Genomic DNA, 26,689 nt, shown 5'->3' with positions numbered 1-26,689 from the left:
GGACGGAACGAGGGCGTGATCAGGTTGCCCGCCGCCACCAGCGCCGTGTGCGCGGCGGGGCCAGTTCCCCTCGCGCCACCGCCCATTCGGCGAACGCGGCGGCGTCCTCGCGCGCACGGCTGCCCGCTCGGCGGGGGTGCGCGCGGGCGTAGGCGTCGAACAGCGGCCGGAACCTCTCGCCCAACGCGTCGGCTACGTCCGGGCGCAGCACCGCCACGATCCCGCGCCGCTTGTTCAGCAGCGCCCGCGCCTCCACGCGCAGCCGGTCGGCGTCGAACCCGGGCGGCGGCGCGCCGTCGCCCAGCAGCGCGCGCAACAGCTCGGCTTGTCGCGCGGCAAGCCTTTCCCGCTGCGGCTGGGTCACGCCAGCACCGCCCGGATCGCCGCCAACTCACCCGCCAGCTCGGCGTCGGACGGGTAGTCGTCGTCCCGTTCCAGCAGCACGCCCGGCGGGTGCACGCGTTCCTTGAGCCGCCGCAGCACGTCCAGCACCTCCGGCAGCACGGCGTGCGCGTGGGTGTCGTGGTAGACGCCCTGGTGCTCCTGCCCGCCCGCGACGTGCACGTAAGCCAAGCGCTCCAACGGGATCTCGTCCAGGAACCGGTCGACGTCGGTGCCGAGGTTGCGGGCGTTGGCGTAGAGGTTGGCCACGTCCACCAGCAGCAGGCAGTCGGTGCGCTCGACCAGTTCGGCCAGGAACCGGCCCTCGGACAGCTCGGCGTCGGGCCACTCCAGCAGGGCGGCGACGTTCTCCAGCGCCAGCGGCACCGGCAGGTCGGCCTGCGCGGCCTTCACGTTGGCCACCAACACGTCCAGCGCCTCCCGCGTGCGCGGCACCGGCATGAGGTGCCCGGAGTCCAAGCCGCCCGCGCGCACGAAGCACACGTGGTCGCTGACGAACGGGGCGTCCAACGCCTCCGCCAGCGCGCCCAGGTGCGCCACGCGGTGCGCGTCCACGGGGTCCGCGCCGCCCAGGCTCAACGAGACCGCGTGCGGCAGCACCGGCACGCCGCGCTCGCGCAGCACCCGCACCGACTCGGGGAGCCGGTCCGCGTGCAGGTTCTCCGCGACCACCTCGACGAAGTCGACGTCGAGCCGTTCGACGGTCAGGTCGATCTCGGGCCGCCACCCGATGCCGACACCCAGCGCTTCCACCACCCACCCACTCTCCCCCGCTCGGGCGGGGCCAGCGAGGCGAGGGCGGCCTCCGGCACGCCCACCGCCGTTCCGACCGGCTTGCGGTCCTTCGTCAGCGCCGCGCCGCCCTGGAGACCGGCCCAGGCGACGCGGGTCAGCGGCGGCACGGACTCCAGCGCGGTGTGCCGCATCGTGCCGGGCAGACCGCGCGCCCGGCCGGCGAACGGGCCTCTCAGGTACGCCGTGATGCCCGCGACCAGCAACGACGCGACCAGGGCGGGCAGCACTACCCCGGACAGCGCGCCGAACGCCGCCGACACCACCACCCCGATCGCGGCGAGGTTGCCGACCCAGTACAGCGGGGTCAACAACCTCCACCGCTGCGGCGGCACCAGCACACCCCGTTCCACGAACGGCTCCACGCGCACCCGTGCCGCCACGGCCTCCACCAGCGCCCCCAGCGGACCGGGCCGCTGGGCGTGCGCCAGCACGTCGGCCTGGGCGGACGTCTCCGCGCCACTCGTGCGGACGGCGTGCACCAGCCCGTCCGGCGTGAACCGCAGGGCACCCGCCTCGACCAGAGCGGCCACCGCCACCTCCGCGACCCGGCGCGGCCCGGCGACGGCCATCCCCTCGTCCTCCGGCGTCAGCACCGGCGTCCCCCGATCAGTCCCCGCCGCCACCACCACCGCAGCCACCGCCACCACCGCAGGACGACCCGCTGTCCGAAGACGACGACCCGCTGTCGGAGGACGACGAACTGCCGCAGCTACTGCTCGAACAGCTCCCGCACCCGCTGCCGCACGAAGCGCTGCCGCTGGACCCGTCCGCCTTGCGCCGCCGCCGCAGCGTGCTCGACGCGACCGGGTCGATGCCCAGGACCTGCCACACGAACTGCTTGCCGACCTTGCCCAACAGCCCGTAGTACGCCACCAGCGGCACCGCCTGCGACGTCACCACCGCCGCACCCAGCGCCCGCACCGCCGACCGGCCGCGCCGGGTCAGCGGGCGCACGAACGGCGAGGTCAGCATCGTTGACACGACCAGGGCGACGAAGGCGATCGCGACCGCGCCGAACGTCAGGTCCCCGAGGATCGACCCGAGCACCACGCCGAGCCAGCCCAGGAAGAGCAGCCGCCGCACCCAGCGCACCGCCCGCACCGACCCGGCCGTGCGCACATACCCGCCGTCGATCAGGTTCTGCCGCAACGCCTGCGCCTCGGGGCTGCGCGCGGCGGTCGTGACCAGGTCGCCCAGCGGGCGCGGCACCGACCGCAGGACGAACGCCTGCAACGGCGTCCACGACCGCGGCGGCAGCCCCTGCACGGCGCTCACCAGCCCGTTGCGCGCGATGCGCACGGCGCCGGCCTCGACCAGCGACACCACCGCCACCTCGGCGGCGCGCCCCGGCCCACCGGCCAGGAAGCCCTGCTGCTCGGGCCACAGCTCAGCCGAAACTCCCGAAGTCGACGTCCAGGAAGTCGCCACCGTCATCCTCCAACCACTGCGAGGCCAACCAGCCACCCGCCAGCCAGCCGCCCGCGACCAACCAGCCGTTGCGCTGTCGCCAGCGCCGCGGCTCGACGACCACGACCCGCTGCCCCCGTCGGGGGATCGGTGCATCCGACGTCTCGGCCGACCCGATCGGTTCCGCCTGCTCACCGTCGAAAACCGCTGTCTGCGCCCGTGCCGACCCCTTGCGCGGCACGGGCGCGACAGCCGTGCGGACCAGGCCGTAGCGGGCGGTCACCTCGGCCGGGTCGACCGGCGCGAGACCCGCGGTGGCCTCCTCGAACGCCCGCGCGCCGCACCTGGTCAGGACCGGCGGCGGACCCAACAGCAACACCGCGGCGGCCACGGCGGTGACCGACAGCGCGGTCGCGGTCACCCAGCCACCCGGCGCCGTCAGGACGCCGACGACACCCACCACCAGCAACGGCAGCACCGCGAGCACGGCCCGCCACAGCCGCCGCCGGGGCGCCACCAGCAGACCGGCGGCGACCAGGCCGTGGCCCAGCTTGCGCGCCGGAGTGCTGGTGGCCGCCGCGACGACCAGTTCGTCCAGGTCCCGCGGCTGCGCGAGCCGCGCCAGCAGGACCTTCTGCAACTCCGAGACCGGACCGGGTTCCTGCCCCGGCACCGCGGCCACGGCGTACCCGGACGCCTTCGCCCGGTTGTCCGCGACCAGCCCCGCCACGGCCACCTCCGCCGCCCGCACCGGGCCGCCGCCGAGGTAGCCGACCTCCTCGAAGGTCAGCGGCCGGGTCGGCGGCGACCCGGTGACCCGCTTGAGCAGGAGGCCGAACAGGAACGCCGCCACGAGCGCCGGGCCGTACCACCACAGGAACCCCATGCCGCCAGCCTAGGAGCCGCCACCGCCGCAGCCGCCGCCTCCGCCGCAACTGCTCGCGCTCGACCCGCCGTCGTACCCGCCGCTCGCGCCGTCGTAGACGCCCGCCGCGCCACCCTGGTAGCTCGCGGCCCGGCCCATGCCGAGCAGCGTGCGACCGCCCGTGCCGTGCAGTCGGCGACTCGACCTGCGCGGCGGCTTGCCGGTGGTCAGCGCGGCGTAGCGCTGCCCGGCCGCCGCCAGGGGCGAGTCCGGGTGGTGGGCGAACCCGTCGAGGGCGACCAGCCCGGCGGCGCCCGCCGAGCTGATCACCCCCGAACCCCCGGTGCCCTCGCCTGCGCGAGCCTGTGCCACCGCGCGGGAACCCCGGGCGGTGCGCTTGAAGCCGTCGACCCGCAGCAGCAGGCCGACCAGGATGCCGGTGAGCACGAGTTGCAGCGTCAGCCAGCCCACCGGCGCGCCGATCAGCAGGCCGTTCACCCAACGGACCGCACCCACGGCCATGAGCAGCGACAACGGCACCACGGCGAGCCGGTAGCGGCGCTTGAGCACCTCCGGCGGGACCAGGTAGCCCCGGTCGGCCAGCACGCGCCCGAACCCCCTCGGGGCGTCGTGCTCCGACACGGCCGTGAACAGCAGCGACAGCGTGCGGTTGCGGTAACGCGCGGCGTCGGTCAGCACCGCCTGGTCGACGGTGTCGTCCGCGACCGGGTTGCCGACCACCCGCACCGCGCCGTCCCGGGACGGGCGCAGCGCGCCCGACCCGATCAGGACGGCGACCGACGTCTCGACCACGCGCCGCGGTCCGCCGGTCAGGTAGGCGATGTCGTAGAGGCCGAGCGGGCCTGCGGGGGCGCCGTCGCGCTTCCCCCGCAGGCGCACTCGGACGACGATCGCGAAGGCCAGCGACGCGGCCAGCGCGATCCAGTACAGCTCAAGGAATTCCGGGCCTGACAGTCCCCACGGTCGCTCCACGGTCCACCCCCTGTGGGCCTCGGCGGACCGGTGGTCCGCCGACACTGGAGACGCAATCGTGTGCTTCAGGCCACACCCCGGCAAGGGTGCTTGAGCAAGCCTTAGGGTTGCTCTTCCCGCACGTCAGGACGACGAAGCGCCGTCCACGCCGCCCGAGCCCTCGCCGTCGGTGCCCTTGAGAACGCGCATCATTCCTCCCAGGTTGGAAATCGACTTCCTTCGGAGTAACGCCCTCAGTCTGTCCGACCGCCCGGCGCTTCGACCAGACGCAAGCTGATCGAGTTGATGCAGTAGCGCTGGTCGGTGGGCGTCGCGTAGCCCTCACCCTCGAAAACGTGCCCGAGGTGGCTGTGGCATGTGGCGCAGAGCACTTCCGTGCGCACCATCCCGTGGGTCCGGTCCTCGCGCAGGATGACCGAGTCCGCGGCGAGCGGCGAGAAGAACGAGGGCCAGCCGCAGTGCGAGTCGAACTTCGTGTCGCTGCGGAACAACTCGGCGCCGCACGCGCGGCAGGAGTAGACGCCCTCGGTCCTGGTGTCGGTGTACTCGCCCGTCCAGGCGGGTTCGGTGCCCGCCTCGCGCAGCACCGCGTACTCCTTGGGGGTCAGGATCTCCCGCCACTCCAGTTCGGAGTGGACCACCTTCGGGGTGGCGCCGACGACAGGTTCCATACCTCCACGTTAATCGAAGAACGTGGCCAGGATCTCGCCCAAGCCGAACCACACGCTCACGGCCACGCCGAGCAGGATCAGCAGCACGATGACGACCGCCGACAACCTGCGCAGACCCCCGGCGCGGTTGGCCGAGTCGGCGAAGTCCTCGACCCCGGCGAGGTACCCCTCGACGGTGAAGGCGGGCTTCTCGCGCCGCATGCGCTCCAGGTGCTCGGCGAACGCCTTGGTCTCGGGGTCGTCGGGGTCGAGGCCGATCAGCTCGTCGTCGAGGGGACGCTGCTCGTCACCGAGCCGGTTCGGCCGTTCGTCCGGGAAGTCGGCGGCGCGGGAACTGCCCATGGGGGCCAGGGTAGTGGCCGCAACAACCACCACCCAGCGCCCGCGAGACCGCACGCGCCCCCCGCCAGACCGACCCGCCGCTCGGCCCCCGCCGCTCAGACCAGCGCGGGGGAGGGGCGCACCGCGCCCACCGGCCGGCCGTGGCCCAGGATCGGGAACGTCGCCAGGTCGGCCGGGGCCTCGACGCCCAGCTTGCGCAGGGCCGCCACCAGCACCACCGCCCGCGCCCGGCTCGACCCGTCCGCGATCTTGCACGCCACCGCCTCGCCCGTCGGCAGCCCGATCGCGTACACGCCCTCCGCCCCGTCCTTCGCCACCGCGCCCGGCAGCGCCCGCATCAGCCGCGTCACGTCCCGGTCCGTCCCGCCGACCCACTCCGGGTGGCCGCTCATCGCCGCCGCGATGCGCCGCTCGAACGCCTCCTCCGAGGTCGTCAGCCGCGCGAACGCCCGCGCCAGCCCCACCAGGCTGATCCCGAACAGCGGCGCGCCGCAGCCGTCCACGCCCTCCGCGCCGATCCGCTCGCCCGCCAGCTCCTCCAGCGTCTCGCGGATGGCGACCTGCAGCGGGTGCGCCGGGTCGAGGTAGGTGGCGGTCGGCCAGTCGTTGTGGACGCAGGTGGCGAGCATGGCCGCGTGCTTGCCCGAGCAGTTCATGTACTTGGGCTCCTTGCCGCGCCCGGCCCGCAGGTGCTCGCGCAGCGCCGCCTCGCCGATGGGCAGGTCGGGGGTGCACTGGAGGTCCGCCTCGGTCAGCCCGGCGCCGGCCAGGATGCGGTGCACGCCCTCGACGTGGAAGTCCTCGCCGGAGTGGCTCGCGCACGCCAGCGCGAGCAGCTCGCCGTCCAGGTCCAGGCCGTGGCGCAGCATCGCCAGCGCCTGGACGGGCTTGTTGGACGAGCGCGGGTAGGTGACCTCGTCCGGCCGTCCGACGCTCAGCGCCGCGTCGCCCGAACGGTCCAACGCGACGACCGAACCGTGGTGCACGGACTCCAGGAAGTCGCCCCGCCACACCTCGGCCACCAGCTCGTGCGCCATCGAACGCCTCCCGATCAGACCCACCGGAACTGCCAACTGCAAACTGTAGACAGTTAACACATGCACCCTGATCTGTGCTAGGGAGACGTTCGTGACACTTCCCGTGCACCACAGCCTCGCCGGACAGGCCGTGGACGCGCTGCGCGAACTCGTGCTGACCGGCGAGATCCCGCCGGGCGCGCGGGTCAACGAGGTCGAGATCGCCGCCCGCCTGGGCATCAGCCGGGGACCGCTGCGCGAGGCCATCCGCCAACTCGCCTCGGAGAACCTGCTGGTCCTGGTGGCCCACCGGGGCGCGCACGTCCCGACCGCGACCCCCGCCGACATCCGGGCGCTGTTCGAACTGCGCACCGCCCTGGAGTGCGCCGCCGCCGAACTGGCCGCCTCCCGCCGCACCGACGCCGACGTGGCCCGCCTGCGCGCGGTGTGCGCCGAGTCCCGCCGCACCTACCAGGCGGGCGAGCGCTTCCCCTACCGCCTGGACCTGGCCTTCCACCAGGCCCTGCTGGACGCGGCCCGCTCGCCCCACATCGCCGAGCAGGTCCGGCTCGTCCAGCAACGGGTGGTCCTGCTGCGCAGCGGCCTGAACGACGACCCGCCGCACCAGCACGCGTCCCTGGACGACCACGACGCCCTGGTCGACGCCATCGCGGCCGGTGACCCGTACCGGGCGAGCTTAACCATGCGCAAGCACCTCGCCCGCGTCTGCGCGCAAATGCTCGCCGAGAACTGAACTGGTTTCGCGGCCGTGGCCGCCAATTTGCGGCTTACTATTCGTGTCCCGTTCTTTCAGCGGGGGACCGTGGATCGGGTGAATTCCCGGCGCACGCCTTTCCCGGGACGGTCCGGACGACTCCACTGGTCCACGGAGAACTCCGACCGGAGCCGATCACGAAAGGACCGCAGATGTCGATCGTCCGCAGGATCGCCACCGGCGCGGCGGCCGTCGCCGCCGCGCTGCTCGTACTGTCCGGCACCAGCGCCGCCGCTCCCACCAGCGCGAACGACGACCGGGCCGTCACGTGCGACGCGACGAACCACCCCACGAAGAAGATCTACAAGAACGTCTGGAAGCCCAACGCGCCCACGAAACGCCTCCCGCAGAACACCAAGGCCGGCACGATGAACCAAGGGAGCAACTATTTCTACTGTCAACGGAATTGGGGCGACAAGTGCCGGGAGACAGTGGGTCAGTGGACCAACACGTGGTGCGCCCTGACCGATGACGACCGTGGCAACCGGAATGTGTGGCTCAGCGTCGTCTACATCTCCGGCGGCGAGAACAACCAGCCGGAACCCGGGCTGCCGCAGCACGGGAGGTGACGCCGCGTGACCACGGACGGGTCTCCCGCACGGCACCACCGCCGCGCGGAAGACCCGTCCGCCGCCACCTGCCGCGCCGGAGACCCGTCCGCCCCTACCGGCCGCGCGGAAGACCCGTCCGGTCGCCTAGCCGAGCGTCCCGGTGACCTTCGCGTGGCCCTTGAGCAGGTTGCGGGCGATGGTCCGGCGCTGGATCTCGTCCGTGCCCTCGTAGATGCGCAGCAGCCGCAGCTCCCGGTACCACCGCTCGATCGGCAGCTCGCGCGTGTAGCCCATGCCGCCGTGGATCTGCAGGACCCGGTCCACGATCTCGTTGGCCTTGATGCCGCCGTACAGCTTGGCGATCGACTGCGCCTGCCGCGAGTCCGCGCCCTGGTCCACCAGCCACGCCGCGTGCAGCACCAGCCAGCGCAGCGCCTCGATCTCCACCGCCGAGTCGGCGAGCATCCACTGGATCGCCTGGTACTCGGCGATCGGCTGCCCGAACGCAACCCGGTTCTTGGCCTGCTCGACCGCCATCTCCACCAGGCGCTCGCACGCCCCCAGCGCCCGCGCCGGCAGGAGGTAGCGGCCCTGGCCGATCCACTGCATGGCCAGCCGGAACCCGCCGCCGACCTCGCCGAGCACGTTCTCCTCGGGCACCCGGACGTTGTCGAACACCAGCGCCGCGGGCCCCCACTGGCCCATGGTCGGGATGGGCTCGGACTTCCACCCCATGTCGCGGTCGACCAGGAAGCACGTGACGCCGCCGTCCGCGCCCTTGTCCTTGTCGGTCACCGCGAACACCATCACGAAGTCGGCCTCGTTGCCCTGCGTGATGAACGTCTTCTCGCCGTTGATCACCCACTCCGAGCCCTCCTTGCGGGCCGAGGTGCGGATGGCCTTCGCGTCCGAGCCCGCGCCCGGCTCGGTGATCGCGAAGCACGAGACGCGCTCGCCGGAGATCGTCGGCAGCAGGTAGCGCTGCTTCTGCTCGTCGTTGCCGTGGAACAGGATGTTGTCGGCGTACCCGCCGAAGCGGAACGGCACGAAGCTGCGCCCCAGCTCCTGCTCGACCAGCGCGGTCATCAGCGCGCCCAGGCCCATGCCGCCGTACTCCTGCGGCGTGAGGACGCCGAAGAACCCGGCCGCCTTCGCCTTGTCCTGCAACTCCTTGAGCTCGTCGCGCCGCAGGCCCGGCTCGCCCGCCCGCTCCCGCCGCAGCACCTCCGGTTCGAGGGGCACGACCTCCTTGCGCACGAACGTCCGCACCCAGTCGCGGATCTCCTTCTGCTCGTCGTCGAGCGTGAAGTCCATGCCCTTGCCCCTCTCGAAGTCAGACGAACGCGTTGATGCCGGTCAGCGCCCGGCCGATGAGCAACTTCTGGATCTGGCTGGTGCCCTCGTAGAGGGTGGTGACGCGGGTGTCGCGCAGGTACTTGCCGACCGGGTACTCGTCGACGTAGCCGTACCCGCCGAAGACCTGGATGGCGTTGTTGGCCACCCGCACGGCCGCCTCGCTGGCGTAGAGCTTCGCCATCGACGCCTCGGTGGAGAACGGCGCGCCCCGGTCGGCGAGGTCCGCGCAGCGCCACGTGAGCAGCCGCGCCGCGTCGGTCTCCACGGCCATGTCCGCGAGCAGTTCCTGCACGAGCTGGAACCCGGCGATGGGCTTGCCGAACTGCTCGCGCTGCTTGGCGTACTCCAGCGCCGCCTCCAGCGCGCCCCGCGCCGCGCCGACGCACCCGGCCGCGACGGACATGCGGCCCCGGTCGAGGGTGGCCATCGCGATGCGGAACCCGGCGCCCTCCTCGCCGAGGCGGTGCTCGTCGGGGACGCGGACGCCGTCCAGGGTGAGTTCGGCCGTCGCCTGGCCGCGCATCCCGAGCTTGCCCTTGATCTCGCGGGCGGTGAAGCCGGGGGAGTCCGTGGGCACGAGGAAGGCGGTGATGCCCTTCGGGCCGGGTCCGCCGGTGCGGGCGAACACCAGGGCGACGTCCGCCCACGTCCCGTTGGTGATGAAGACCTTGGTGCCGGTGATGACCCAGTCGTCGCCGTCGCGGACCGCTCTCGTGGCCAGCGAGGCGGCGTCGGAACCGGTTCCGGGCTCGGTCAGGCCGAAGCAGCCGACCAGCTCGCCCGCGCACAGGCCCGGCAGCCAGCGGCGCTTCTGGTTTTCCGTGCCGTGCTTGAAGATGGTTTTCCCGACCAGGCCCAGGGAGACCGAGATGACGCCGCGCACCGCGGAGTCGCCGCGCGCGACCTCCTCCAGGACCAGGCAGTACGCCAGGTGGTCGCCGCCGGAGCCGCCGTACTCCTCGTCGATGCCCAGGCCCAGGAACCCGACCCCGCCCAGCGCGGGCACCAGGTCGCGGTCGATGGCCTCCTCGCGGTCCCAGCGGGCCGCGTGGGGGACGATGCGCTCCTCGGTGAACCGGTGGGCCAGCTCGCGCAGTTGCCGGTGCTCGTCGGTGATGCCCAGATCGGAAATGGCCGGACGCACCCGGTGACCTCCTGACCGAACAGTGTTAGGTTTTCTAACGTAGGCGCGGACCCGAACGGAAGGCAAGAGGAGAACGATGCCGAGGAACCCGATCCTGAGTGCCTCGCGCATCCGGGCCGCCGCCCTCCACATCATCGACCGGGACGGGCTGGACGGCCTGTCGATGCGCAAGCTGGCCGCGGAGCTGGGCGTGCAGGCCGCGTCGCTGTACGGGCACGTGAGCACCAAGGACGACCTGCTGCACGAGGTGGCCAGCGAGATCCTGGAGAAGGTGGACGTCTCGGGGTTCTCCGGCGGCGACTGGCGGCACGGTCTGACCATGTGCGCGCGCTCCTACCGCGAGGCGCTGGCCCGGCACCCGAACATCGTCCCGTTCCTCGCCTACGGGCCGGCGCACCGCGAGGCGTCCCTGCGGCGGCTGGACGTCGTGCACGGCGCGCTGGTCGCGGCCGGGTGGACGCGGCGGGAGGCGACCATGATCGCGGCGTCGCTGATGTACCTGGTGTTCGGTGCCGCGCTCAGTTCGTTCTCCAGCGGTTTCTCCGAGGACCAGAGCCTCTACCAGGACCGGTACCCGAACCTGGACAAGGCGCACCTGCTGCCGGCGGTCGCGGCGGAACTCGACCGGGACAGCTTCGAACTGGCCCTGAACGCGTTCGTGACCGGCCTCGCGGCGCAAAGGCTCGCCGCGTCGGACTGACACGACGACCGGCTCCGCTTAGGGTCGGGGCGTGGCCAAGTCCAAGCCCCTCGAACTGACCGTCGGCGAGCGCGTGGTGCGGGTGTCGAACCCGGACAAGGTGTACTTCCCGGCGCGGGGGATCACCAAGCGGCAGGTGGTGGAGTACTACCTGGCCGTCGCGGAGCCGCTGCTGCGCGTGCTGCGCGACCGGCCGACGACGCTGAAGCGCTACGTCGACGGGGTCGAGGGCGAGGCGTTCTACCAGAAGCGGCTGCCCAAGGGCGCTCCCGAGTGGGTGGAGACGGCGCGGATCAAGTTCCCGTCGGGTCGGCCGGCGGACGAGGTGTGCCCGACGGAGCCGGCGGTGCTGGCGTGGGCGGCGAACCTGGGCACGTTCGACTTCCACCCGTGGCCGGTGCGCCGCTCCGACACCGACCGCCCCGACGAACTGCGCGTGGACCTCGACCCGCAACCCGGCACGGACTTCGCCGACGCGGTGCGCGTGGCGGGGGTGCTGCGGGAGGTGCTGGACGAGCTGGGGATGACCGGGTACCCGAAGACGTCCGGTGGGCGCGGCATCCACGTTGCGGTGCGGATCAGGCCGGAGTGGGACTTCGTGGACGTGCGGCACGCGGTGATCGCCTTGGCGCGCGAGGTGGAGCGCCGGGCGCCGGAGCTGGCGACCACGTCGTGGTGGAAGGAGGAACGCGGGGAACGCGTCTTCCTGGACTTCAACCAGGCCGCCCGGGACCGCACGATCGCGTCGGCCTGGTCGGTCCGCGGGACGCCGCGGGCGACGGTCTCGACGCCGGTGAGCTGGGCTGACCTGTCCACTGTGGACCCGGACGACTTCGACGTGTTCACGGTGCCGAAGTACCTGGCGGACAAGGGCGACCCGCACGCGGGGTTGGACGACGAGGCGTTCGGCCTGGAGCCGCTGCTGGAGTGGTACGCGGCCGACCCACGCGAACTGCCGTACCCACCGGACTACCCGAAGATGCCCGGCGAACCTCCCCGCGTACAGCCATCGAAGGCCCGCAAGCCGGAGTGAGCCGCGCCGCCCAGGGTGAGGGTCGCCTCGCCGGCGCGTGCGGCTTCGATCTCGTCGTAGACGGTGACCTGGGTGTCTTCGGTGCCTCGGCGCGCTTCGCCGCCTCGGCCGGCGGGCGCTCCCAGGCCTCTGTCGCCGTCGAAGGCTCGCGAAAACGATTAGGTCCGCCCGGCACCGCCGGCTAGCCTGCCGCCCGTGACCTTCCCCCTCGCGGACACCGAAGAGCGGTACGGCGACGTTGTCGAGGACGAGCAGGCGCTTCGGCCCGGTGTCGAAGCGCTGTGTCGGCACCTCAACCTCAGCGGTGACGTTGAGCGGTTCGTGGAGGGGTCGTTGCCTGTGTACGCCGTGGGGGAGCGGGACGTGCTCAAGCTCTTCCCCGCCGTTCACCTGGACGAAGTCGCCACCGAACGGGACGTGCTGGAAGCGGTCCACGGCAAGCTCCCCGTGCCCACCCCCGAACTCTTCGCCGCCGGCGAGTTCGGCGGCTGGGGGTTCGTGCACATGGAACGGTTGCACGGGGACGTCGTCAAGGACGTGTGGCCGGTGCTGGACGGGCCCGGCAGGAACGGCATCGCCCGGCAGGTCGGGGAAGCGCTCGCCGCCCTGCACGCCGTCGAGTCGCCGCTCGGCGAACCGGCCGACTGGAAGGCCTTCGTCCAGGACCAGGCCGACGCCTGCGTCGCCAGGCAGGTCAGCCGCGGGCTCGCGCCGGCCTGGGCCGAGCAGATCCCCGACTTCCTCGACAGCGTGGACCTGGGCGACGCCGAGCCCGTCCTCGTCCACACCGAGGTCATGAGCGCCCACCTGCTCACCCGCGACGGCCGGCTCACCGGGCTGTTCGACTTCGAACCCGCCATGCGCGCCGCCCGCGAGTACGAGTTCGTGGCCACCGGCGTCTTCCTCACCCGCGGCGAGACCGGGCCCAAGCGCGCCCTCCTCGACGGTTACGGCCGCCCCGTCGACCCCCGCAGGGTCATGGCCTACACCCTCCTGCACGTGTACTCCAACCTCGCCTGGTACCTGCGCGAGGTGCCCTCGGCGGCGACCACCCTCGACGGCCTCGCGGAGCACTGGTTTGGTCCGACCGGCTAATTGTCGCCGCAGTTCAGCCGTGCCGGCACTGCACCTCTCGTACGATGGTCGAGGACGCCGAAGAGAGGGAGGCCGGGCATGGCGAACACGTACGTGGTGCGGTTCGTGGGCGGCCCCCTCGACGGGCGCGTCGACTCGGTGAGCATGCCCGCGGACGCGCCCAAGCCGACCGTCACCCACGTCCACCTGCACGGCGGGCCCAAGATCGTCCACCACTACGACCTGCGCTACGCGGTCGAGTACGGGTGCGAGTACCACCTCCGGGTCGAAGAGGCTTAACCAGAAACTCGACCGTAGACAGCCGGCAACACGGGGTTTACCGTACGCAACACGTGAGAGCGCTCTCACCGATGCTCGGGAGGTCCCCTGTGCGTTCCCCACGCCTCGCCGTGCCCGCCCTGCTCGTCGCGGCCCTGGCCCCGTTCGTCCTGCCCGGACCGGCCAGTGCCGTACCCGTGGGCGCGGGCAGTTACGCCGCGTCCAGGCCGGCCGGCACCCAAGGCCCCGTCGACTCGTCCGGTCAGGCGGTGACCCCGAAGGTCACCGCGCGGATGGCCGGGAAACCCGTGCCCACCAACGACTGGTGGTCGTCGCTGGTGTTCCAGCGCTACCCGGGCAACCCGTACTCCGAGAACATGTACGCCCACCCGCTGACCTTCCACGCGGCGGCCCAGGGCCTCGGCGTCGGCTACCCGACCAGCCCGAACACCACGCCGGACGGCCGGTTCTACGAGTTCATGCACCGCGACGACCTGTTCGTCGGCGTGGCCGGCCTGAACGCGCCGCGCACGCAGGTCGACGGCTGGTCCGACTGGACGGTCAGTCCACTGTGGACCGACGGCGCGCGCACCCTGCGCACCACCATCGGCCACGGCTCCCCGTACGTCTACGCGGAGGCCACCGGCGGCCTCGCTCGCGTCGGCTTCAACGGCGCGACCACGGTCTGGAGCAACACCGGCACCACCCTCGGCGTCACGGTCAACGGCCACGACTACGCCCTGTTCAGCCCCAGCGCCTGGACCCTGACCGGGACCGCCGAGGCCACCGCGAACGCCGCGTTCTTCTCCGTCGCCGTCCTGCCCTCGCGCGACGCCCTGCCGCTGTTCCAGCGCTACGCCTTCTCGTTCGTCACCGACACCAAGGTCTCCTGGACCTACGACACCGCCTCCGCCCAGCTCACCGCCACCTACGCCGCCACCACGACCGCCCGCCAGGGCACCCAGACCGGCACCCTGCAGGCGCTCTACCGGCACCAGTGGCTGCACTCCACCGACGCCGTCACCCCGTACCGCTACACCTCGCCACGCGGCGAGATGCGGCTGCGCGAGGGCGCGTCCTTCACCACCCGCACGGCGTTCAACGGCGTCCTGCCCGCCCTGCCGCTGTCCACGCAGGCCGACCAGAACCGGCTGCGCGCGGAGATCGACCAGGAGCTCAACGCCGCCGACCCGTGGAAGGGCGCGGTGGACACGTACTGGACCGGCAAGGCCCTGTGGCGGCTGGCCGCGCTGGCCCGGGTGGCCAACCAGATCGGCTACACCGCCGGCCGCGACCGCCTGCTGACCCTGGTCCGCGACCGCCTCACCGACTGGCTCACGGCGGGTTCCGGCGAGACCGAGCGCCACTTCGCCTACGACCCGACGTGGGGCACGCTCATCGGCTACCGCGCGTCCTACGGCTCCGACCAGGAGCTCAACGACCACCACTTCCACTACGGCTACTACGTCCTGGCGGCGGCCGTCGTCGCGCAGCACGACCCGGCGTGGGCGTCGGACTCCCGCTACGGCGGCATGGTCAAGCTGCTGGTCAAGGACGCCAACAACTACGACCGCGGTGAGACCAGGTTCCCGTTCCTGCGCCACTTCGACGCCTACGCGGGCCACGGCTGGGCGTCCGGGCACGCGGGTTTCGCGCACGGCAACAACGAGGAGTCCTCGTCCGAGGCGATGATGTTCGCCACCGCCGCCGTGCTGTTCGGCCAGGCCACCGGTGACACCGCGCTGCGCGACGCGGGCATCTACCTGCACACCACGCAGGAGACCGCGATCGGCCAGTACTGGTTCGACAAGGACAACGCCGTCTTCCCGTCCTCCTACGGCCACGACACGCTCGGCATCGTGTGGGGCGCGGGCGGCACCTACGGCACGTGGTGGACCGCGAACCCCGAGGAGATCCACGGCATCAACATGCTGCCGATCACCGGCGGGTCGCTCTACCACGCGGCGTGGAAGTCCGACATCACGCAGAACGTCACCGAGCTGCGCGCCAACAACGGCGGCCCCGAGGTCGAGTGGAAGGACGTCATCCTCCAGTTCCTCGCGCTCGCCGACCCGGCGCAGGCCCTGGCGGCGTACGGCTCGGGCCTGGAACCCGAACCCGGCGACTCCCGCGCCCACGCCTACCACTGGCTGACCGCGTTAAACACCTACGGAACGCCGGACACGTCCGTCACCGCGAACAACCCCACGCACGCGGTGCTGTCCAAGAACGGCGCGCGGACGTACGTCGCCTACAACCCGACGGCGAGCGCGGTCACGGTGACGTTCTCCGACGGGCAAACGCTTGCCGTCCCCGCCGGCGCCACCGCCTGGCGCGGCCCGCTGGGTTCGGGCACCGACTCCGGCTCCGGCACCACCCCCACCACGACCACCACGACGACGACAACCACCACGACCACGACCACCACCACCACCGCGCCGCCCGTCTCCCGTGACGCGTTCTCGACCATCCAGGCCGAGTCGTACGACCAGCAGAACGGCCTGGCGACCGAGACCACCGCCGACACCGGCGGCGGCTCGAACCTCAGCCACATCGCCAACGGCGACTGGGCCCTGTACCGGGGCGTGGACTTCGGCACCCGCACCGCCCGCCAGTTCTCCGCCCGGGTCGCCAGCGGCGCGGCGGGTGGCGTCAGCGGTCTGGTGGAGGTCCGGTTGGGCAGCCCCACCGGGACCGTGCTGGGCAGCTTCGCCGTCGGCGACACCGGCGGGTGGCAGAGCTGGCGGACGGTCCCGGCGAACATCACCGGCGTCACCGGCCGCCACGACGTGTACCTGACCTTCACCAGCGGCCAGCCCGCCGACTTCGTCAACGTCAACTGGCTCACCTTCGCCCAGTAGCACCCCGCCGCCGCATCCCCTGAAGTCGGAAGGGAGAGGCACATGCACGTCCGAACACGCGGCTCGATCGGGGCGGCGGCGGTAGCCGTCGCGGTCGTCCTGATCGGGGCCGTGGTCGGCCTCCGGCCGGCCGGCGCGAACCACGTCGACCACAGCGGCCACCCCGGCGCGCCCGACGCGGCCCAGTCCGCGGCGATCCAGGCGCAGCCGGGGGCCCTGGCGGCCTCGGAGTTCCGCGCCAACTGCCGCGCGAGCCACCGGGCCGGGCACGACCCGATCATCTACCCGGGTCAGCCCGGTGTCTCGCACATCCACGAGTTCTTCGGCAACCGGTCCACCAACGCCGGTTCCACCTACACCTCGCTGCGCGCGGCGGGCACCACGTGCGACCCGGTGGTGGACCTGTCGGCGTACTGGGTGCCCACGCTCTACAAGAACGGGGTGCCGGTCGCGCCGGAGAGCGTGACGGTGTACTACCAGGGCATCCACGACATGCAGCGGGCCGTGGTGCCGCCCGCGAACCTGCGGTACGTCGTGGGCAACGCGCGGGCGACCAGCCCGGACCAGAACCCGTCCGCGCGGTGGTCGTGCACCACGCAATCGCCGTCCAGCCGGGACTTCATGAACTGCCCGCCGGGCACGAAGCTGGAGACGTACCTGGACTTCCCGACCTGCTGGAACGGCCGGGACCTGGACAGCGCGAACCACAAGGACCACATCGTGTTCTGGAACGGGTCCTGCCCGTCGACGCACAACGTGGTCCTGCCCAGGCTGGAGTTCCTGATCACCTACCCGGTCAACGGGGGCGGCCTGTCCCTGGGCGGGACGGTGAACGGCGTCAACGTGACGACCGCGCCGGGCTACACCTTCCACGGGGACTTCATCAACGCGTGGGACCAGGGTGAACTGGAGCGGAGGGTGCGCAACTGCATCAACGCGGGCCGCATCTGCGGCACCAACGGGAACCCGATCTAGCCCGACCCACGGCCGACTGCCCGCCAAAGGTGGGCAGTCGGCCCCCGCCGCAGGCGGGGCAGTCGCTCTTCCGCCGAAGGCGGTCCGCCGCAGGCGGGGGCAGTTGGGGCTTGTGCGGGGTGGCCTGGGTGGGGGCGGGCGGGCGGAACGCCCGAAGCGACAAAGCCATCCGCCCTACCGACCACCCCCACCCCCACGCCGCCGACACGACCCAACCCCCGCCGCCGCCGCGCCGCCGCCGCCGCGCCGCCACCGCCGCCACCGCCGCGCCACCACCGCGACCCCACCACCACCGCGACCCCTGCGCCGGCCGCCCCACCACGCCGCCCGCCACCCACCTCCAGTCCACTGTGGACCGACGCCGCCCCTTGCGCTCGCCACCCCCCGGCCGCACAGTTGGGGCACGAGCCCGCGGAATTGTCGGTGCCGTAGGGCAAGCTGCACGCTGACCGATCTTGTCCGCAGCGGAGGTGCCCCCATGGTGAAGGCGAAGCAGAAGTCACTCTCCCCGGAGGACCTCGACCACCTGCGCTCCGAACTCGCCGAGGGGCGTCCCCCGATGGTCTGGTTCACCGCCGCCGCCGTCGGGGTGGAGGCGGGCCGGTCGGCCAAGGTGCTCGCGTTCACCGAGCCGGAGGAGGGCGACTTCATCCAGGTCCGCCCCACCGGGGCCAAGGACGAGTTGTCGTTCTCGCCCGGAGAGCTGACCCTGGAGAAGCCCGCCCCGCGCAAGAAGGCCGCCCCGGCCAAGCCCGCCGAGACCCCGACACCCGAGCCCGCCCCGATCGAGTACCCCTACGAACCGGAGCCGAGACCAGTGCCCGCCAAGACGACCCCGAAGCCCGCGACCCCCCACCCCGCCGAGACCAAGCCGGAGACCAGGCCCGCCCGCCCGGCGGCCCGCAAGCAGGCGAAGCCCGCCGAGGTCACGGTCACCCTCACCTCCACGGCCGAGGGGGAGTGGACGGTCGACGTGCAGACCGGCGCCAAGCGGGTCCTCAAGGGCGCGCCGGTCGCGGCTTCGGCGGTGGCGCAGGCGGCGAAGTTGTTGCCGCCCGAGGTGGACGAAGCGGTCGAAGGGGTTTTGAGTGCCGCTCGGGAACGGCACATGGCCCGGGTCGAACAACTGCGTGCCGAGTTGGAAGCCGCCCAACGGGCATTGGACGAGCTGACCGGCTGAAATTCCGGCACGCAGTGCGACATTCTGATGATAAATGGTGAGCGATCGGGTGACAGCACTTCCCCTGCCCGGCGGTAGGGCGCACCGTGGTGCCCGTCATACCTTGCCAGTGCTGGATGTCCGCGCGATCACGGGGAGGCCATGATGGCGGTAGAGATCACGACGGCCGAGCAGGCCCAGATGAGCGGTTGCGGCTGCTGCGGCGGCTGCACCGGTCCCGGCTGCGGGTGCTGCTCAAGCTGTTGACCCGACCGGCAGGAGCACGAAAAGGGGTCCCGCGCCAACCGGCGCGGGACCCCTTTCTCGCATATCACCGCGAAATTCGTATTGATACCCGAGTAATCGATCAGGGCGGGCAGACGGTGCCGCCGGCGGGCACTTTCGCATTCGCCAGGAAATCGTGCGCGGCGGCCGTCGCGCAGGCCGACTGCCCGAGCGCGCCGTGCCCGCTGCCCTGCCAGCCGACCAGCACCCCGGCGGGCAACGCCTGCGCCGCCCGCTCGGTGCCACCCTGCGGCGTCACCGGGTCGTTGGCGGTGCTGACCACCAGGATCGGCGGCGCGCTGCTCAGCTTGGGCACCTTCACCGCCTGCGGCACCGGGAACGGCCCGCACTGCAGCATCCGGCGCGCGAACCACGACCCGAACAGCGGGTGCTTGGACCGCCAGTCCTCGGTCATCACCTTCACCCGTTCCGGCGGGATCCGGGTCGTCGTGTCGTTGCACGCCGTCACCAGCGCCGCGTCCAGCGACGGCGGGTTGTCGTCGCGGTCCACCACGTGCCGGCGCACGAAGTCGGTCAGCGGCGCGGCGTTGCCGCCCTCGGCCGCCACGATCGCGTCCGCCAGCGCCGGCCAGCGCGGCCGGTCGGCCAACCCCGCGAGCACCGCCGACACCGCCGTGCCCGCCGTGAGGTCGAGGTCGTTGCCGCGCAACGGCTTGTCCCGCAACCTGGTCAGCAACGCCGTGTACCGCTTCGTCGCGTCCGCGCCCAACGGGCACCCGCGCACCACGCAGTCCTTCTCGAACGCGGTGAACGCCGCCTCCGCCGCGACCGCCCGCGCCTCGGCCACGCCCGGCACGTCCAGCGTCGGGTCCGGCGCCCCGTCGAACACCATCCGGCCGATCCGCTCGGGGTAGCGGCTCGCGTACATCGTCAGCACCCGCGACCCGTCGCCCACGCCGATCGCGTTGAGCACGCCGACGCCCAGCGCCTCGCGCAGCTGCTCCAGGTCCGCCGACGCCCGCCACGAGTCCACGGCGGTCAGCTTGTTCTCCAGGTCCAGCACGCACTCGTGGCTGGCCCGGCCGACCCACTCCAGCAGGTCGTCCTGGTCGGCGGAGTCCGGGTCGGACTCGACGATCCCGACCCGCGCCACCTCCGGCACGCACTGCACCGGGTCGGACTTGCCGGTGCCCCGCCGGTCCACCCCGATCAGGGTGAACGTGCTCAGCGTCTCCGGCGGCAGCGACGCGGCCAGCCGCGCCGCCTTCAGCGTGCCCGGCTCGCCGTCCGCGTCGCCGACCACGACCAGCGGGCTGCCGCCGGTGCCCACGCGCAGCAGCGCCATGCCCAGGCTGCCCCGACCCGGCCGCCCGGTCGTGTCCAGCTTGACCGTCAGCCGCGCGCACTCGTAGGTCTGGTCACCGGCCGGCGCGGTGGCGCCCATGCGCAGCTTCGTGGTCTCCGTGCACTGCGACCAGGACAGCTGCGTGTCGTAGTTCTCCAGCGGCGGTACGTCGCGCGGCCCGCTCGGCTGCGCCGACTCGGTGGGCTGGGTGTCCCCGCGCACCGCTATGACCGGGCGCGTGGAGGGCCCCGCGCTGCACGCGGTCAGCGCGCTCAGGGCCACCAGCAACATGGCGGCGTGACGCCGACGCGGCACTTGTCGTCCCTGCCTTCCACACGATCTCGCGGTCTCCGGGTGTCCGGTGCAGAGCCTCACACAAAACCCGTGAGACTTCGGTGAGCGGGCCGGGTGAGAATGGCCGACGTGGTCATGGCGCACATCGAAGGCATGCCCGAGCGGCGGCTCCCCTCGTCCGGGCCGTTCGCGGCCGTAGCACGCGCGTACGGCGCCATCCCGCCACCGGCGCTGGTGCTGCTGGGCGTGATCAGCGTCCAGGTCGGCGCGGCGGTGGCCAAGCAGCTGTTCACGCTGGCCGGCGCGGCGGGCACGGTGACGCTGCGGCTCGCGCTCGCCGCGGTGATCCTGCTGCTGGTGTGGCGGCCGTCGCTGCGGCTGGACCGGCACACGCTCCTGGTCGTCGCCGGGCTGGGCTCGGTGCTGGGCGTGATGAACCTGACCTTCTACCAGGCCATCGAGCGCATCCCGCTGGGCGCGGCGGTGACCATCGAGTTCCTCGGGCCGCTCGCGGTGGCCGTCATCGGGTCGCGGCGCTGGCTGGACGGGCTGTGGGCGCTGCTCGCCGCGGTCGGCGTCGTGCTGCTGACCAGGGCGGACGGCGGCCTGGAGCTGGGCGGTGTGCTGTTCGCGCTGGCCGCGGGCGTGTGCTGGGCGGGCTACATCCTGCTCACCGCCGCGCTGGGCAGCCGCACGTCCGACGGCAAGGGCCTGGCCCTGGCGATGGTGTTCGGCGCGCTGGTGGCGCTGCCGTTCGGCGTGGCCGAGGCGGGCGCGGCGCTGCTCGACCCGGTCGTGCTGATCGCCGGCGCGGCCGTCGCGCTGATGTCGTCGGTCGTCCCGTACTCGCTGGAGCTGGAGGCGCTGCGGCGCATCCCGCCGCGCGTGTTCGGCATCCTGATGAGCCTGGAGCCCGCGGTGGCGGCCGTCGCCGGTTTGCTCCTGCTGCACGAAGCGCTGCGTCCCGCACAATGGGTGGCGGTGTGTTGCGTGGTGCTCGCCTCGGTCGGCGCGACGCGGAGTGCGCGGCCGGACGCTTAGCGGAGGTCAGTGGTGGTGCGGAGCCAGGCGTCGACGGTCGAGGCCTACCTGGACGAGCTGCCCGCCGACCGGCGGGAGGCCGTCGCCGCCGTGCGGGCCGTCGTCCTCGCGAACCTCCCCGAGGGGTACGAGGAGGCGATGGCCTGGGGCATGATCACCTACTCCGTGCCGCTGAGCCGCTCCGGCAAGACCTACAACGGCCAACCGCTGGGGTACGTGGCGTTGGCGGCGCAGAAGAACCACCTCTCGCTGTACCTGATGGGCGTGTACGGCGACCGCGAGCAGGAGTTCCGAGCCGAGTTCGAGGCGACCGGCCGCAAGCTGGACATGGGCCGCAGCTGCGTGCGGTTCCGGACGGCGGACGACCTGCCGCTGGACGTCATCGGGCGCGAGGTGGCCCGCCACTCCGTGGACGACTTCCTCGCCAAGGTGCGGGCCGCGCGCGGCGGGTGAGCCCTCGGGCCTACTGCCGGCCGGTCTCCTCCTTGGTGATCTCCTCCTTGCCCAGGTGGCCGTCCACCAGCTCGCGGCCCCGCGCCTCGAACACCTCCGCGTAGAGCGCCGAGTACTTCTCGTAGACGGCCTTCGCGTCCTGGCTGTCGGTCACCTCGGCGCGGAACTGGTCGCGCAGGCGGCGCATGTTGTTGACGTCCGCCCGGCGCTTCTGGCTGTGCAGGTAGGGCTTGAAGGTGACGTTCAAACCGCCCACCACCGCCGCGACCAGCAGCAACGTCTTGCCCAGGACGGTCTCCGAGGACGTGAACCCCACCGCCAGCACGGCCGGCACGAGCACCAGCACGATCGTGTAGAACACGCCCACCGTCCGGTGCACGTGACGCCACCTGGTGAGGGTGCGGCAGTCCTTCGCCATCCGGTCGTCGAGTTCCTGGACCAGCGCTTCGACAGTCGTCGCCACGGCGGACAACGGTAGCCCGACGATCTTGCCGGCGGGGTGGTTTTCAGGCGGGACGGACCTCGCCGCGCAGCACCGACTCGACGTCGTAGCGGGCGGGCTGGTCGAGCTGGTCGTAGCGGCACGACGCCGGCTCGCGGTCCGGGCGCCAGCGGCGGAACTGGCCGTTGTGGCGCAGCCGGACCGGTTGCGCGCCCTCGGTCTGGGAGTAGGCGATCTCCAGCACGCGCTCGGGGCGCAGCGGGACCCAGTCGGCCTGCTTGCTGCGCCAGCGGTTGATCTCGCCGGGCAGGCGGCGGCCGTCCGGCTCGACCAGCCACGGGTGGTCGTCGGTGGTGATCAGCGGCTTGAGCTCCTCGGCGAGGGCTCGGCGCTCGGCCGCCTTGAAGGAGCCGACGACGCCCACGTGGTTGAGGATGCCGTTGTCGTCGTACAGGCCCAGCAGCAGGGAGCCGACGGCGGTGCCGGGCTCGGTGTCCTTGTGCCAGCGCAGGCCGCCCACCACGCACTCGGCGGTGCGGGCGTGCTTGACCTTGACCAGCGTGCGCTTGCCCGGCGTGTACGGGCTGCCGGCGGGCTTGCCGATGACGCCGTCCAGGCCCGCGCCCTCGAACAGGTCGAACCACTGCCGGGCCAGCTCGGCGTCGGTGGTGGCGGGCGTGAGGTAGAGCGAGTCGCCCGGGGTGATCAGCTCCTCCAGCCGCGCGCGGCGCTTGGTGGTGGGCTCGTCCAGGTGGACGGTGTCGCCGGTGGCCAGCAGGTCGAACGCCACGAACGCGGCCGGGGTCTGGGCCGAGAGCAGCTTGACGCGGCTCTCGGCCGGGTGGATGCGCTCGGACAGGGCGTCGAAGTCGAGTTTGTCGTCCTTGGCGACCACCAGTTCGCCGTCCACCACGACCCGGTCGGGCAGGGTGCGCAGGAGCGCGGCGACGGCCTCCGGGAAGTACCGGTTGAGCGGCTTGCCGCTGCGCGACTGGAGCACGACCTCGTCGCCGTCGCGGAACACCAGGCAGCGGTAGCCGTCCCACTTGGGTTCGAACACCCAGCCGTCGCCGGCGGGGACCTCGTCCACCGAGTTGGCGAGCATGGGCTGGACGGGCGGGTTCAGCGGAAGCACCACGCGCGCCATCCTGCCTGGTGACGCCGGTCGGCGCACGCCGTTCTCAGCGGACGCGCCGCTTGGCGCGGGCGGCCAGGTCGAGCCGGACGGCGGCGGGCAGCGCGGGGACGTCGAGCGCGTCGCGGGCGCGGGTGAGCACGCCTTCCAGGTCCTGCCAGACGCGGCGGACGTCCGCGCCCTGCCGCAGGGTCAGCGTCACGCGCAGCGCGGGCGCGCCGATCACCTTCACCCGCGCGGCGGTGACCCCGCCGACCCGCGCGGCGTCGGTCTGCACGGCCTGGGCCAGCGCGTCCGCGGTGACCGTCAGGCCGTCCTCCAACTCCAGGTCGGGGTGCCGTTCGGGGGTCAGCGCCCGCCACGCCCACCGCAGGCCGACCACGACCGCCGCGACCCCGAGGACCAGCGCGCCGATCCGCAGCCACAGCAGGTGGGGGCGCAGCGGGCCCAGGTCCGTGACCGGGCGGTCGATCCCCAGCAGGTTCAGCGCGAGCGCGCCCGCGCCGGCCAGCAGGACCAGGGCGCCGAGCAGGGTCGCGCAGACGCGTTCCGTGCGGTACGAGCGGGCGATCACGGGCGGTCCTCCGCGGCGCGTTCCTTGAGTGGGCGGTCCTGGAAGGGGCGGTCCTTGGGGGAGTGGACGACGACCGACACCTTCGGGTGGTGCGGCATGGGCAGGTTCGCCACCGCCTCGCGCGCGACCTCCAGCAGCCGGGGCCGCAGGGTGGCTTCGTCGTGCAGGCCGCTGGTCGCGCGGACGTGCACGCGCCGCTTGGACGCGGTCACCGTCGCGCCGGTCACGCCGTCCTCCGCGCGCACCCGGTGGCCGACGACCCGCGCCAGCGCGGTGGGCGTCGTGGCGACGACGACGCCCTCGGCGGGGGAGTGCAGGCGAACGAAGGTCCGCCGGGAGAGCGCCGCGAGCACGAGCAGCAGCACGCCCGCGGCGATGGTCAGCAGCGCGACCGCCCGCACCCGGTCGTCGGTCCACCGCGGGTCGGCCAGCCGGTGCCACGGCACCAGGTGCCCGCGCCCGGACCAGTGCCAGGCGACCTCCGCGACCAGCAGCAGCCCGGCGGCGGCCACCGCCAGGCCCAGCACCGGGGACAGCACCCGCAGCAGCACGCGCACGGCTCACTCCACTCGCGATCGGGGCTCGGACACCAGCGCGGACACCGTCACATCGACCCCGCGCACCCGGTACCCGGTGATCCGCTGGACCTCCTCGGTGACCACGCGGCGCACCTCGGAGGCCGCCGCGCGCACCCGCACCGGGTACGGCAGGGCCAGCCGCACGGCCACGTCCACGTAGTCGTCCTCGCCGGTCACCTTCACCGAGGCCCCGGGACCGGCGGCCCGCGCCGCCACCTTGCGCACCACGGACGGGTGAACTTCGAGGGTGCCGCGGTCGTTCACCGGTCGCGGCCCCGGCCGAACAGGTCGTTCAGGTCGAGCTGCCCGTCCAGCACGCGGCCGACGACCAGCCCGATCACGCCCACCGCGAGCGTCACCAGGAACGCGGTGAACCCGGTCGTGGCGGCGAGGCCGAGGACCAGGCCCGCGAGCAGTCCGGTCTGGGTTGCGTTCATGCCTTGTGCTCCTAGTCCAGGACGCGCCGGGGGCGGCGCGTGAACAGCCGGGTCCACCAGGTCCGCCGCACCACGACGACCGGCGCGTCGAACCGGCTGCCGGTGCCGTCGCGGCGGGCCGCGCGCAGGTCGGCGAGGCCCCGGGCGAAGAACTCGGGGTCACCGCCGACGTCGGGGTGGTGCCGCCGGATGAAGGCGCGGATGTCGGCCCGGGTCGTCACGGGTCCTCCAGGTCGGCCACGGTGACGTCCACCGGCGCGTCCCCGGCGACCTCCCGGACGGCCGCGCGCAGCTCGGCGACCACCTCCGGGATCGGCCGGCCGGGCCGCAGCACGACGGACACGGACGTCCGCTCGGCCAGGCGCACCCCGTCCACGCGGCGGCCGGGCAGGTAGGAGGCGACACCGCCGTGCAGCCGCGCCACCGACGGGTGGGCGAGCAGCGCGGCCTCGACGCGTTCGGCGGGGTCCATCACTCGACCCGCGACTGCGCCTGCTCGCCGCCGTTCTCCTCGGGCAGGTGGATGTCGTTGACGGCGATGTTGACCTCGATGACCTCCAGCCCGGTGATCCGCTCGACGCTGGTGATCACGTTGCGCCGCACGGCCCGCGCGAGGTCCACGATCCCGGCCCCGTACTCGACCACGATGTCCAGGTCGATCGCGGCCTGCTTCTCCCCGACCTCCACGCTGACGCCGGTCGTGGTGGCCGTGCCCGCGCCGGGGATGCGTTCGATCAGCGCGCCGAACGCCCGCTGCACCCCGCCGCCCAGCGCGTACACGCCGGAGATCTCCCGCGCCGCGATGCCCGCGACCTTCTGCACCACCGAGGAGGCGATGATCGTCTTGCCCTGCGCCGTGTCGTCGGCCAGGCGGGCGGGCACGACGTCCGGTTTCGCGGCCGTGTTCCGGTCAGCCATGGGTGGTCCTCTCCGAATCCGTTGTGCACCGGTTCGGATGCGGACAGTGCTCAAGTCCTCACGGTGATGTGACGCGCATCACGTCCGGCGGTAGCGGAGGAGCAGGGCGCTCTCGTGGCGCAGGACCGACGCCAGCTCCATGTCGCGCGGCGCGTCGGGCAGGGGGCCGGTGGCGATGCGGCCCGCGTCGCCGGCGGCCAGCAGCGGCGCGAACGTGATGCACAGCGCGTCCACCAGGTCCGCCGCGATGAGCGCGCCGAACAGCACCGGACCGCCCTCGCAGTCCACCCGCCGCAGGCCGCGGTCGTCCAGCGCCTTGAGCGCCCGCCGCAGGTCCACCTCCTCCTCGCCCGCGACCACGACGTCCGCGCCCGCCTCGGCGAGGGCCTCGCGCCGCTCGACCGGGGCCGCCGACGTGGTGAGCACGATCGGCGGCACGGAGGTGGTGGCGACCAGCGGCGAGTCCGGCGTGATCGAGCACCGCGCGGTCACCACGGCGATCGGCGGCACCTCCGCGAGCCCCAGCCGGGCCCGGCGCTCGCGGCGCACCTCGCCCGCCCTGACCCCCTGGTAGCCCTCGACCAGGGCGGTGCCCGCGCCGACCAGGACCACGTCGGCCAGGTCGCGGCCCAGCGCGAAGACCTTCTTGTCCGCCGGGTTGCCCAGGCCGCCGGACTTGCCGGCCACCGACACCGCGCCGTCGAGGCTGGAGATGAAGTTGACCTGCACCCACGGCCGGTCCAGGTCCGGCGGGTAGTCGTAGAGGCGTTCCAGCTCTGTGTCGGTGATCTCAGCGGCGGGTGGCGGCCACAACATCTGCACGTCCCC

General features: G+C 72.8%; 33 protein-coding genes. 11 read left to right on the top strand and 22 right to left on the bottom strand.

Features of this window, described 5'->3' with window-relative positions:
• Positions 1 to 19: 19 nt before the first annotated feature.
• The 9 genes from AB0A74_RS19285 to AB0A74_RS19245 all read right to left on the bottom strand — a co-directional run bounded on the left by AB0A74_RS19285 (position 20) and on the right by AB0A74_RS19245 (position 6,512).
• Positions 20 to 364, bottom strand: a complete 345-nt coding sequence (locus AB0A74_RS19285) for a hypothetical protein (RefSeq protein ID WP_358251150.1) — start codon at positions 362 to 364, stop codon at positions 20 to 22.
• Complete coding sequence (locus tag AB0A74_RS19280) at positions 361 to 1,155, bottom strand: DUF692 domain-containing protein (RefSeq protein ID WP_358251194.1); 795 nt, start codon at positions 1,153 to 1,155, stop codon at positions 361 to 363. The genes AB0A74_RS19285 and AB0A74_RS19280 overlap by 4 nt, the downstream gene beginning before the upstream one ends.
• The gene (locus AB0A74_RS19275) at positions 1,107 to 1,835 is read right to left on the bottom strand and encodes a hypothetical protein (RefSeq protein WP_358251149.1); all 729 of its coding nucleotides are present in this window, start codon (positions 1,833 to 1,835) and stop codon (positions 1,107 to 1,109) included. Before AB0A74_RS19275 ends, AB0A74_RS19280 begins: the two co-directional genes overlap by 49 nt.
• On the bottom strand, positions 1,804 to 2,631 hold the full coding sequence (locus AB0A74_RS19270) for a TIGR04222 domain-containing membrane protein (RefSeq protein WP_358251148.1): 828 nt from the start codon (positions 2,629 to 2,631) through the stop codon (positions 1,804 to 1,806). Before AB0A74_RS19270 ends, AB0A74_RS19275 begins: the two co-directional genes overlap by 32 nt.
• Positions 2,585 to 3,490, bottom strand: coding sequence for a TIGR04222 domain-containing membrane protein (locus AB0A74_RS19265; protein ID WP_358251147.1), 906 nt, complete (start codon positions 3,488 to 3,490; stop codon positions 2,585 to 2,587). The genes AB0A74_RS19270 and AB0A74_RS19265 overlap by 47 nt, the downstream gene beginning before the upstream one ends.
• A gap of 9 nt (positions 3,491 to 3,499) precedes the next feature.
• Positions 3,500 to 4,462 carry a TIGR04222 domain-containing membrane protein gene (locus AB0A74_RS19260; protein WP_358251145.1) on the bottom strand — a complete coding sequence of 321 codons (963 nt, stop codon included), beginning with the start codon at positions 4,460 to 4,462 and terminating at the stop codon, positions 3,500 to 3,502.
• Positions 4,463 to 4,695: 233 nt separating this feature from the next.
• Entirely contained in the window at positions 4,696 to 5,133 is a 438-nt protein-coding gene (gene msrB / locus AB0A74_RS19255) for a peptide-methionine (R)-S-oxide reductase MsrB (protein WP_358251143.1), read from the bottom strand.
• Positions 5,134 to 5,142: 9 nt separating this feature from the next.
• Entirely contained in the window at positions 5,143 to 5,475 is a 333-nt protein-coding gene (locus tag AB0A74_RS19250) for a hypothetical protein (RefSeq protein ID WP_358251141.1), read from the bottom strand.
• 95 nt (positions 5,476 to 5,570) lie between these two features.
• Entirely contained in the window at positions 5,571 to 6,512 is a 942-nt protein-coding gene (locus AB0A74_RS19245) for an asparaginase (protein WP_358251193.1), read from the bottom strand.
• Positions 6,513 to 6,603: 91 nt separating this feature from the next.
• Here AB0A74_RS19245 and AB0A74_RS19240 point away from each other — a divergent pair, with 91 nt between their 5' ends.
• Together AB0A74_RS19240 and AB0A74_RS19235 are read left to right on the top strand one after the other, a co-directional pair.
• Positions 6,604 to 7,245, top strand: coding sequence for a GntR family transcriptional regulator (locus AB0A74_RS19240; RefSeq protein WP_358251139.1), 642 nt, complete (start codon positions 6,604 to 6,606; stop codon positions 7,243 to 7,245).
• Positions 7,246 to 7,418: 173 nt separating this feature from the next.
• The gene (locus tag AB0A74_RS19235; RefSeq protein ID WP_358251137.1) at positions 7,419 to 7,835 is read left to right on the top strand and encodes a hypothetical protein; all 417 of its coding nucleotides are present in this window, start codon (positions 7,419 to 7,421) and stop codon (positions 7,833 to 7,835) included.
• 126 nt (positions 7,836 to 7,961) lie between these two features.
• Here the strand turns inward: AB0A74_RS19235 and AB0A74_RS19230 are convergent, their stop codons facing one another.
• Both AB0A74_RS19230 and AB0A74_RS19225 read right to left on the bottom strand, forming a co-directional pair.
• On the bottom strand, positions 7,962 to 9,131 hold the full coding sequence (locus AB0A74_RS19230; protein ID WP_358251135.1) for an acyl-CoA dehydrogenase family protein: 1,170 nt from the start codon (positions 9,129 to 9,131) through the stop codon (positions 7,962 to 7,964).
• 19 nt (positions 9,132 to 9,150) lie between these two features.
• Entirely contained in the window at positions 9,151 to 10,317 is a 1,167-nt protein-coding gene (locus tag AB0A74_RS19225; RefSeq protein WP_358251133.1) for an acyl-CoA dehydrogenase family protein, read from the bottom strand.
• A gap of 76 nt (positions 10,318 to 10,393) precedes the next feature.
• Between AB0A74_RS19225 and AB0A74_RS19220 the strand changes: the two genes are divergently transcribed.
• The 7 genes from AB0A74_RS19220 (at position 10,394) to AB0A74_RS19190 (ending at position 18,419) form a co-directional block, all read left to right on the top strand.
• On the top strand, positions 10,394 to 11,017 hold the full coding sequence (locus tag AB0A74_RS19220; protein ID WP_358251131.1) for a TetR/AcrR family transcriptional regulator C-terminal domain-containing protein: 624 nt from the start codon (positions 10,394 to 10,396) through the stop codon (positions 11,015 to 11,017).
• Positions 11,018 to 11,048: 31 nt separating this feature from the next.
• Positions 11,049 to 12,050 (top strand): non-homologous end-joining DNA ligase, encoded by a 1,002-nt coding sequence (ligD, locus tag AB0A74_RS19215; RefSeq protein WP_358251129.1) that lies wholly within the window; start codon positions 11,049 to 11,051, stop codon positions 12,048 to 12,050.
• A 195-nt stretch (positions 12,051 to 12,245) separates the two neighbouring features.
• On the top strand, positions 12,246 to 13,145 hold the full coding sequence (locus AB0A74_RS19210) for a phosphotransferase (protein ID WP_358251128.1): 900 nt from the start codon (positions 12,246 to 12,248) through the stop codon (positions 13,143 to 13,145).
• Between the two features lie 78 nt (positions 13,146 to 13,223).
• Complete coding sequence (locus AB0A74_RS19205) at positions 13,224 to 13,424, top strand: hypothetical protein (protein WP_343939655.1); 201 nt, start codon at positions 13,224 to 13,226, stop codon at positions 13,422 to 13,424.
• Positions 13,425 to 13,513: 89 nt separating this feature from the next.
• Positions 13,514 to 16,264 (top strand): glycosyl hydrolase, encoded by a 2,751-nt coding sequence (locus AB0A74_RS19200; protein ID WP_358251126.1) that lies wholly within the window; start codon positions 13,514 to 13,516, stop codon positions 16,262 to 16,264.
• 42 nt (positions 16,265 to 16,306) lie between these two features.
• A complete protein-coding gene (locus tag AB0A74_RS19195; protein WP_358251124.1) occupies positions 16,307 to 17,239 on the top strand; it encodes a DUF1996 domain-containing protein in 933 nt (310 codons plus the stop codon).
• Positions 17,240 to 17,717: 478 nt separating this feature from the next.
• Positions 17,718 to 18,419, top strand: coding sequence for a DUF6319 family protein (locus tag AB0A74_RS19190; protein ID WP_358251122.1), 702 nt, complete (start codon positions 17,718 to 17,720; stop codon positions 18,417 to 18,419).
• Positions 18,420 to 18,765: 346 nt separating this feature from the next.
• Here the strand turns inward: AB0A74_RS19190 and AB0A74_RS19185 are convergent, their stop codons facing one another.
• Positions 18,766 to 20,304 (bottom strand): alpha/beta hydrolase, encoded by a 1,539-nt coding sequence (locus AB0A74_RS19185; RefSeq protein WP_358251120.1) that lies wholly within the window; start codon positions 20,302 to 20,304, stop codon positions 18,766 to 18,768.
• Positions 20,305 to 20,436: 132 nt separating this feature from the next.
• On the opposite strand from AB0A74_RS19185, the gene AB0A74_RS19180 reads away from it, so the two are divergent.
• On the top strand, positions 20,437 to 21,324 hold the full coding sequence (locus tag AB0A74_RS19180) for an EamA family transporter (RefSeq protein ID WP_358251191.1): 888 nt from the start codon (positions 20,437 to 20,439) through the stop codon (positions 21,322 to 21,324).
• A gap of 15 nt (positions 21,325 to 21,339) precedes the next feature.
• Positions 21,340 to 21,777: a DUF1801 domain-containing protein gene (locus AB0A74_RS19175; RefSeq protein WP_358251118.1), complete on the top strand. Its 438-nt coding sequence runs from the start codon at positions 21,340 to 21,342 to the stop codon at positions 21,775 to 21,777.
• Positions 21,778 to 21,787: 10 nt separating this feature from the next.
• Here the strand turns inward: AB0A74_RS19175 and AB0A74_RS19170 are convergent, their stop codons facing one another.
• From AB0A74_RS19170 to AB0A74_RS19125, 10 genes are all read right to left on the bottom strand, one after another.
• Positions 21,788 to 22,240, bottom strand: a complete 453-nt coding sequence (locus tag AB0A74_RS19170) for a hypothetical protein (RefSeq protein ID WP_358251116.1) — start codon at positions 22,238 to 22,240, stop codon at positions 21,788 to 21,790.
• Between the two features lie 43 nt (positions 22,241 to 22,283).
• Positions 22,284 to 23,366, bottom strand: a complete 1,083-nt coding sequence (locus tag AB0A74_RS19165; protein WP_358251114.1) for an ATP-dependent DNA ligase — start codon at positions 23,364 to 23,366, stop codon at positions 22,284 to 22,286.
• Positions 23,367 to 23,400: 34 nt separating this feature from the next.
• On the bottom strand, positions 23,401 to 23,928 hold the full coding sequence (locus AB0A74_RS19160; RefSeq protein ID WP_358251112.1) for an alkaline shock response membrane anchor protein AmaP: 528 nt from the start codon (positions 23,926 to 23,928) through the stop codon (positions 23,401 to 23,403).
• Complete coding sequence (locus tag AB0A74_RS19155) at positions 23,925 to 24,485, bottom strand: DUF6286 domain-containing protein (RefSeq protein ID WP_358251111.1); 561 nt, start codon at positions 24,483 to 24,485, stop codon at positions 23,925 to 23,927. The genes AB0A74_RS19160 and AB0A74_RS19155 overlap by 4 nt, the downstream gene beginning before the upstream one ends.
• A 3-nt stretch (positions 24,486 to 24,488) precedes the next feature.
• On the bottom strand, positions 24,489 to 24,770 hold the full coding sequence (locus tag AB0A74_RS19150) for an Asp23/Gls24 family envelope stress response protein (RefSeq protein WP_358251109.1): 282 nt from the start codon (positions 24,768 to 24,770) through the stop codon (positions 24,489 to 24,491).
• The gene (locus AB0A74_RS19145; RefSeq protein ID WP_358251107.1) at positions 24,767 to 24,943 is read right to left on the bottom strand and encodes a hypothetical protein; all 177 of its coding nucleotides are present in this window, start codon (positions 24,941 to 24,943) and stop codon (positions 24,767 to 24,769) included. Before AB0A74_RS19145 ends, AB0A74_RS19150 begins: the two co-directional genes overlap by 4 nt.
• An 11-nt stretch (positions 24,944 to 24,954) precedes the next feature.
• On the bottom strand, positions 24,955 to 25,164 hold the full coding sequence (locus AB0A74_RS19140; RefSeq protein WP_358251105.1) for a hypothetical protein: 210 nt from the start codon (positions 25,162 to 25,164) through the stop codon (positions 24,955 to 24,957).
• On the bottom strand, positions 25,161 to 25,415 hold the full coding sequence (locus tag AB0A74_RS19135; protein WP_358251103.1) for a hypothetical protein: 255 nt from the start codon (positions 25,413 to 25,415) through the stop codon (positions 25,161 to 25,163). The genes AB0A74_RS19140 and AB0A74_RS19135 overlap by 4 nt, the downstream gene beginning before the upstream one ends.
• Positions 25,415 to 25,861, bottom strand: coding sequence for an Asp23/Gls24 family envelope stress response protein (locus tag AB0A74_RS19130; protein ID WP_358251101.1), 447 nt, complete (start codon positions 25,859 to 25,861; stop codon positions 25,415 to 25,417). Before AB0A74_RS19130 ends, AB0A74_RS19135 begins: the two co-directional genes overlap by 1 nt.
• A 78-nt stretch (positions 25,862 to 25,939) precedes the next feature.
• A complete protein-coding gene (locus AB0A74_RS19125) occupies positions 25,940 to 26,677 on the bottom strand; it encodes a pyrimidine reductase family protein (RefSeq protein ID WP_358251189.1) in 738 nt (245 codons plus the stop codon).
• Positions 26,678 to 26,689: the final 12 nt, after the last annotated feature.

Source organism: Saccharothrix sp. NPDC042600 (genome assembly GCF_040647305.1).
In the GTDB taxonomy this organism is placed as follows: domain Bacteria; phylum Actinomycetota; class Actinomycetes; order Mycobacteriales; family Pseudonocardiaceae; genus Actinosynnema; species Actinosynnema mutabilis.
The sequence above is the reverse complement of the archived record's forward strand: the minus strand, read 5'-3'. Positions and strand labels throughout refer to the sequence as shown.

Coding starts and splice junctions, on each gene's coding strand:
- AB0A74_RS19135 (WP_358251103.1), bottom strand. CDS start 25,415: ATGGACCCCGCCGAACGCGTCGAGGCCGCGCTGCTCGCCCACCCGTCG.
- AB0A74_RS19195 (WP_358251124.1), top strand. CDS start 16,307: ATGCACGTCCGAACACGCGGCTCGATCGGGGCGGCGGCGGTAGCCGTC.
- AB0A74_RS19125 (WP_358251189.1), bottom strand. CDS start 26,677: ATGTTGTGGCCGCCACCCGCCGCTGAGATCACCGACACAGAGCTGGAA.
- AB0A74_RS19270 (WP_358251148.1), bottom strand. CDS start 2,631: ATGACGGTGGCGACTTCCTGGACGTCGACTTCGGGAGTTTCGGCTGAG.
- AB0A74_RS19250 (WP_358251141.1), bottom strand. CDS start 5,475: ATGGGCAGTTCCCGCGCCGCCGACTTCCCGGACGAACGGCCGAACCGG.
- AB0A74_RS19190 (WP_358251122.1), top strand. CDS start 17,718: ATGGTGAAGGCGAAGCAGAAGTCACTCTCCCCGGAGGACCTCGACCAC.
- msrB (WP_358251143.1), bottom strand. CDS start 5,133: ATGGAACCTGTCGTCGGCGCCACCCCGAAGGTGGTCCACTCCGAACTG.
- AB0A74_RS19130 (WP_358251101.1), bottom strand. CDS start 25,861: ATGGCTGACCGGAACACGGCCGCGAAACCGGACGTCGTGCCCGCCCGC.
- AB0A74_RS19165 (WP_358251114.1), bottom strand. CDS start 23,366: ATGGCGCGCGTGGTGCTTCCGCTGAACCCGCCCGTCCAGCCCATGCTC.
- AB0A74_RS19220 (WP_358251131.1), top strand. CDS start 10,394: ATGCCGAGGAACCCGATCCTGAGTGCCTCGCGCATCCGGGCCGCCGCC.
- AB0A74_RS19145 (WP_358251107.1), bottom strand. CDS start 24,943: ATGAACGCAACCCAGACCGGACTGCTCGCGGGCCTGGTCCTCGGCCTC.
- AB0A74_RS19265 (WP_358251147.1), bottom strand. CDS start 3,490: ATGGGGTTCCTGTGGTGGTACGGCCCGGCGCTCGTGGCGGCGTTCCTG.
- AB0A74_RS19235 (WP_358251137.1), top strand. CDS start 7,419: ATGTCGATCGTCCGCAGGATCGCCACCGGCGCGGCGGCCGTCGCCGCC.
- AB0A74_RS19180 (WP_358251191.1), top strand. CDS start 20,437: ATGCCCGAGCGGCGGCTCCCCTCGTCCGGGCCGTTCGCGGCCGTAGCA.
- AB0A74_RS19205 (WP_343939655.1), top strand. CDS start 13,224: ATGGCGAACACGTACGTGGTGCGGTTCGTGGGCGGCCCCCTCGACGGG.
- AB0A74_RS19230 (WP_358251135.1), bottom strand. CDS start 9,131: ATGGACTTCACGCTCGACGACGAGCAGAAGGAGATCCGCGACTGGGTG.
- AB0A74_RS19245 (WP_358251193.1), bottom strand. CDS start 6,512: ATGGCGCACGAGCTGGTGGCCGAGGTGTGGCGGGGCGACTTCCTGGAG.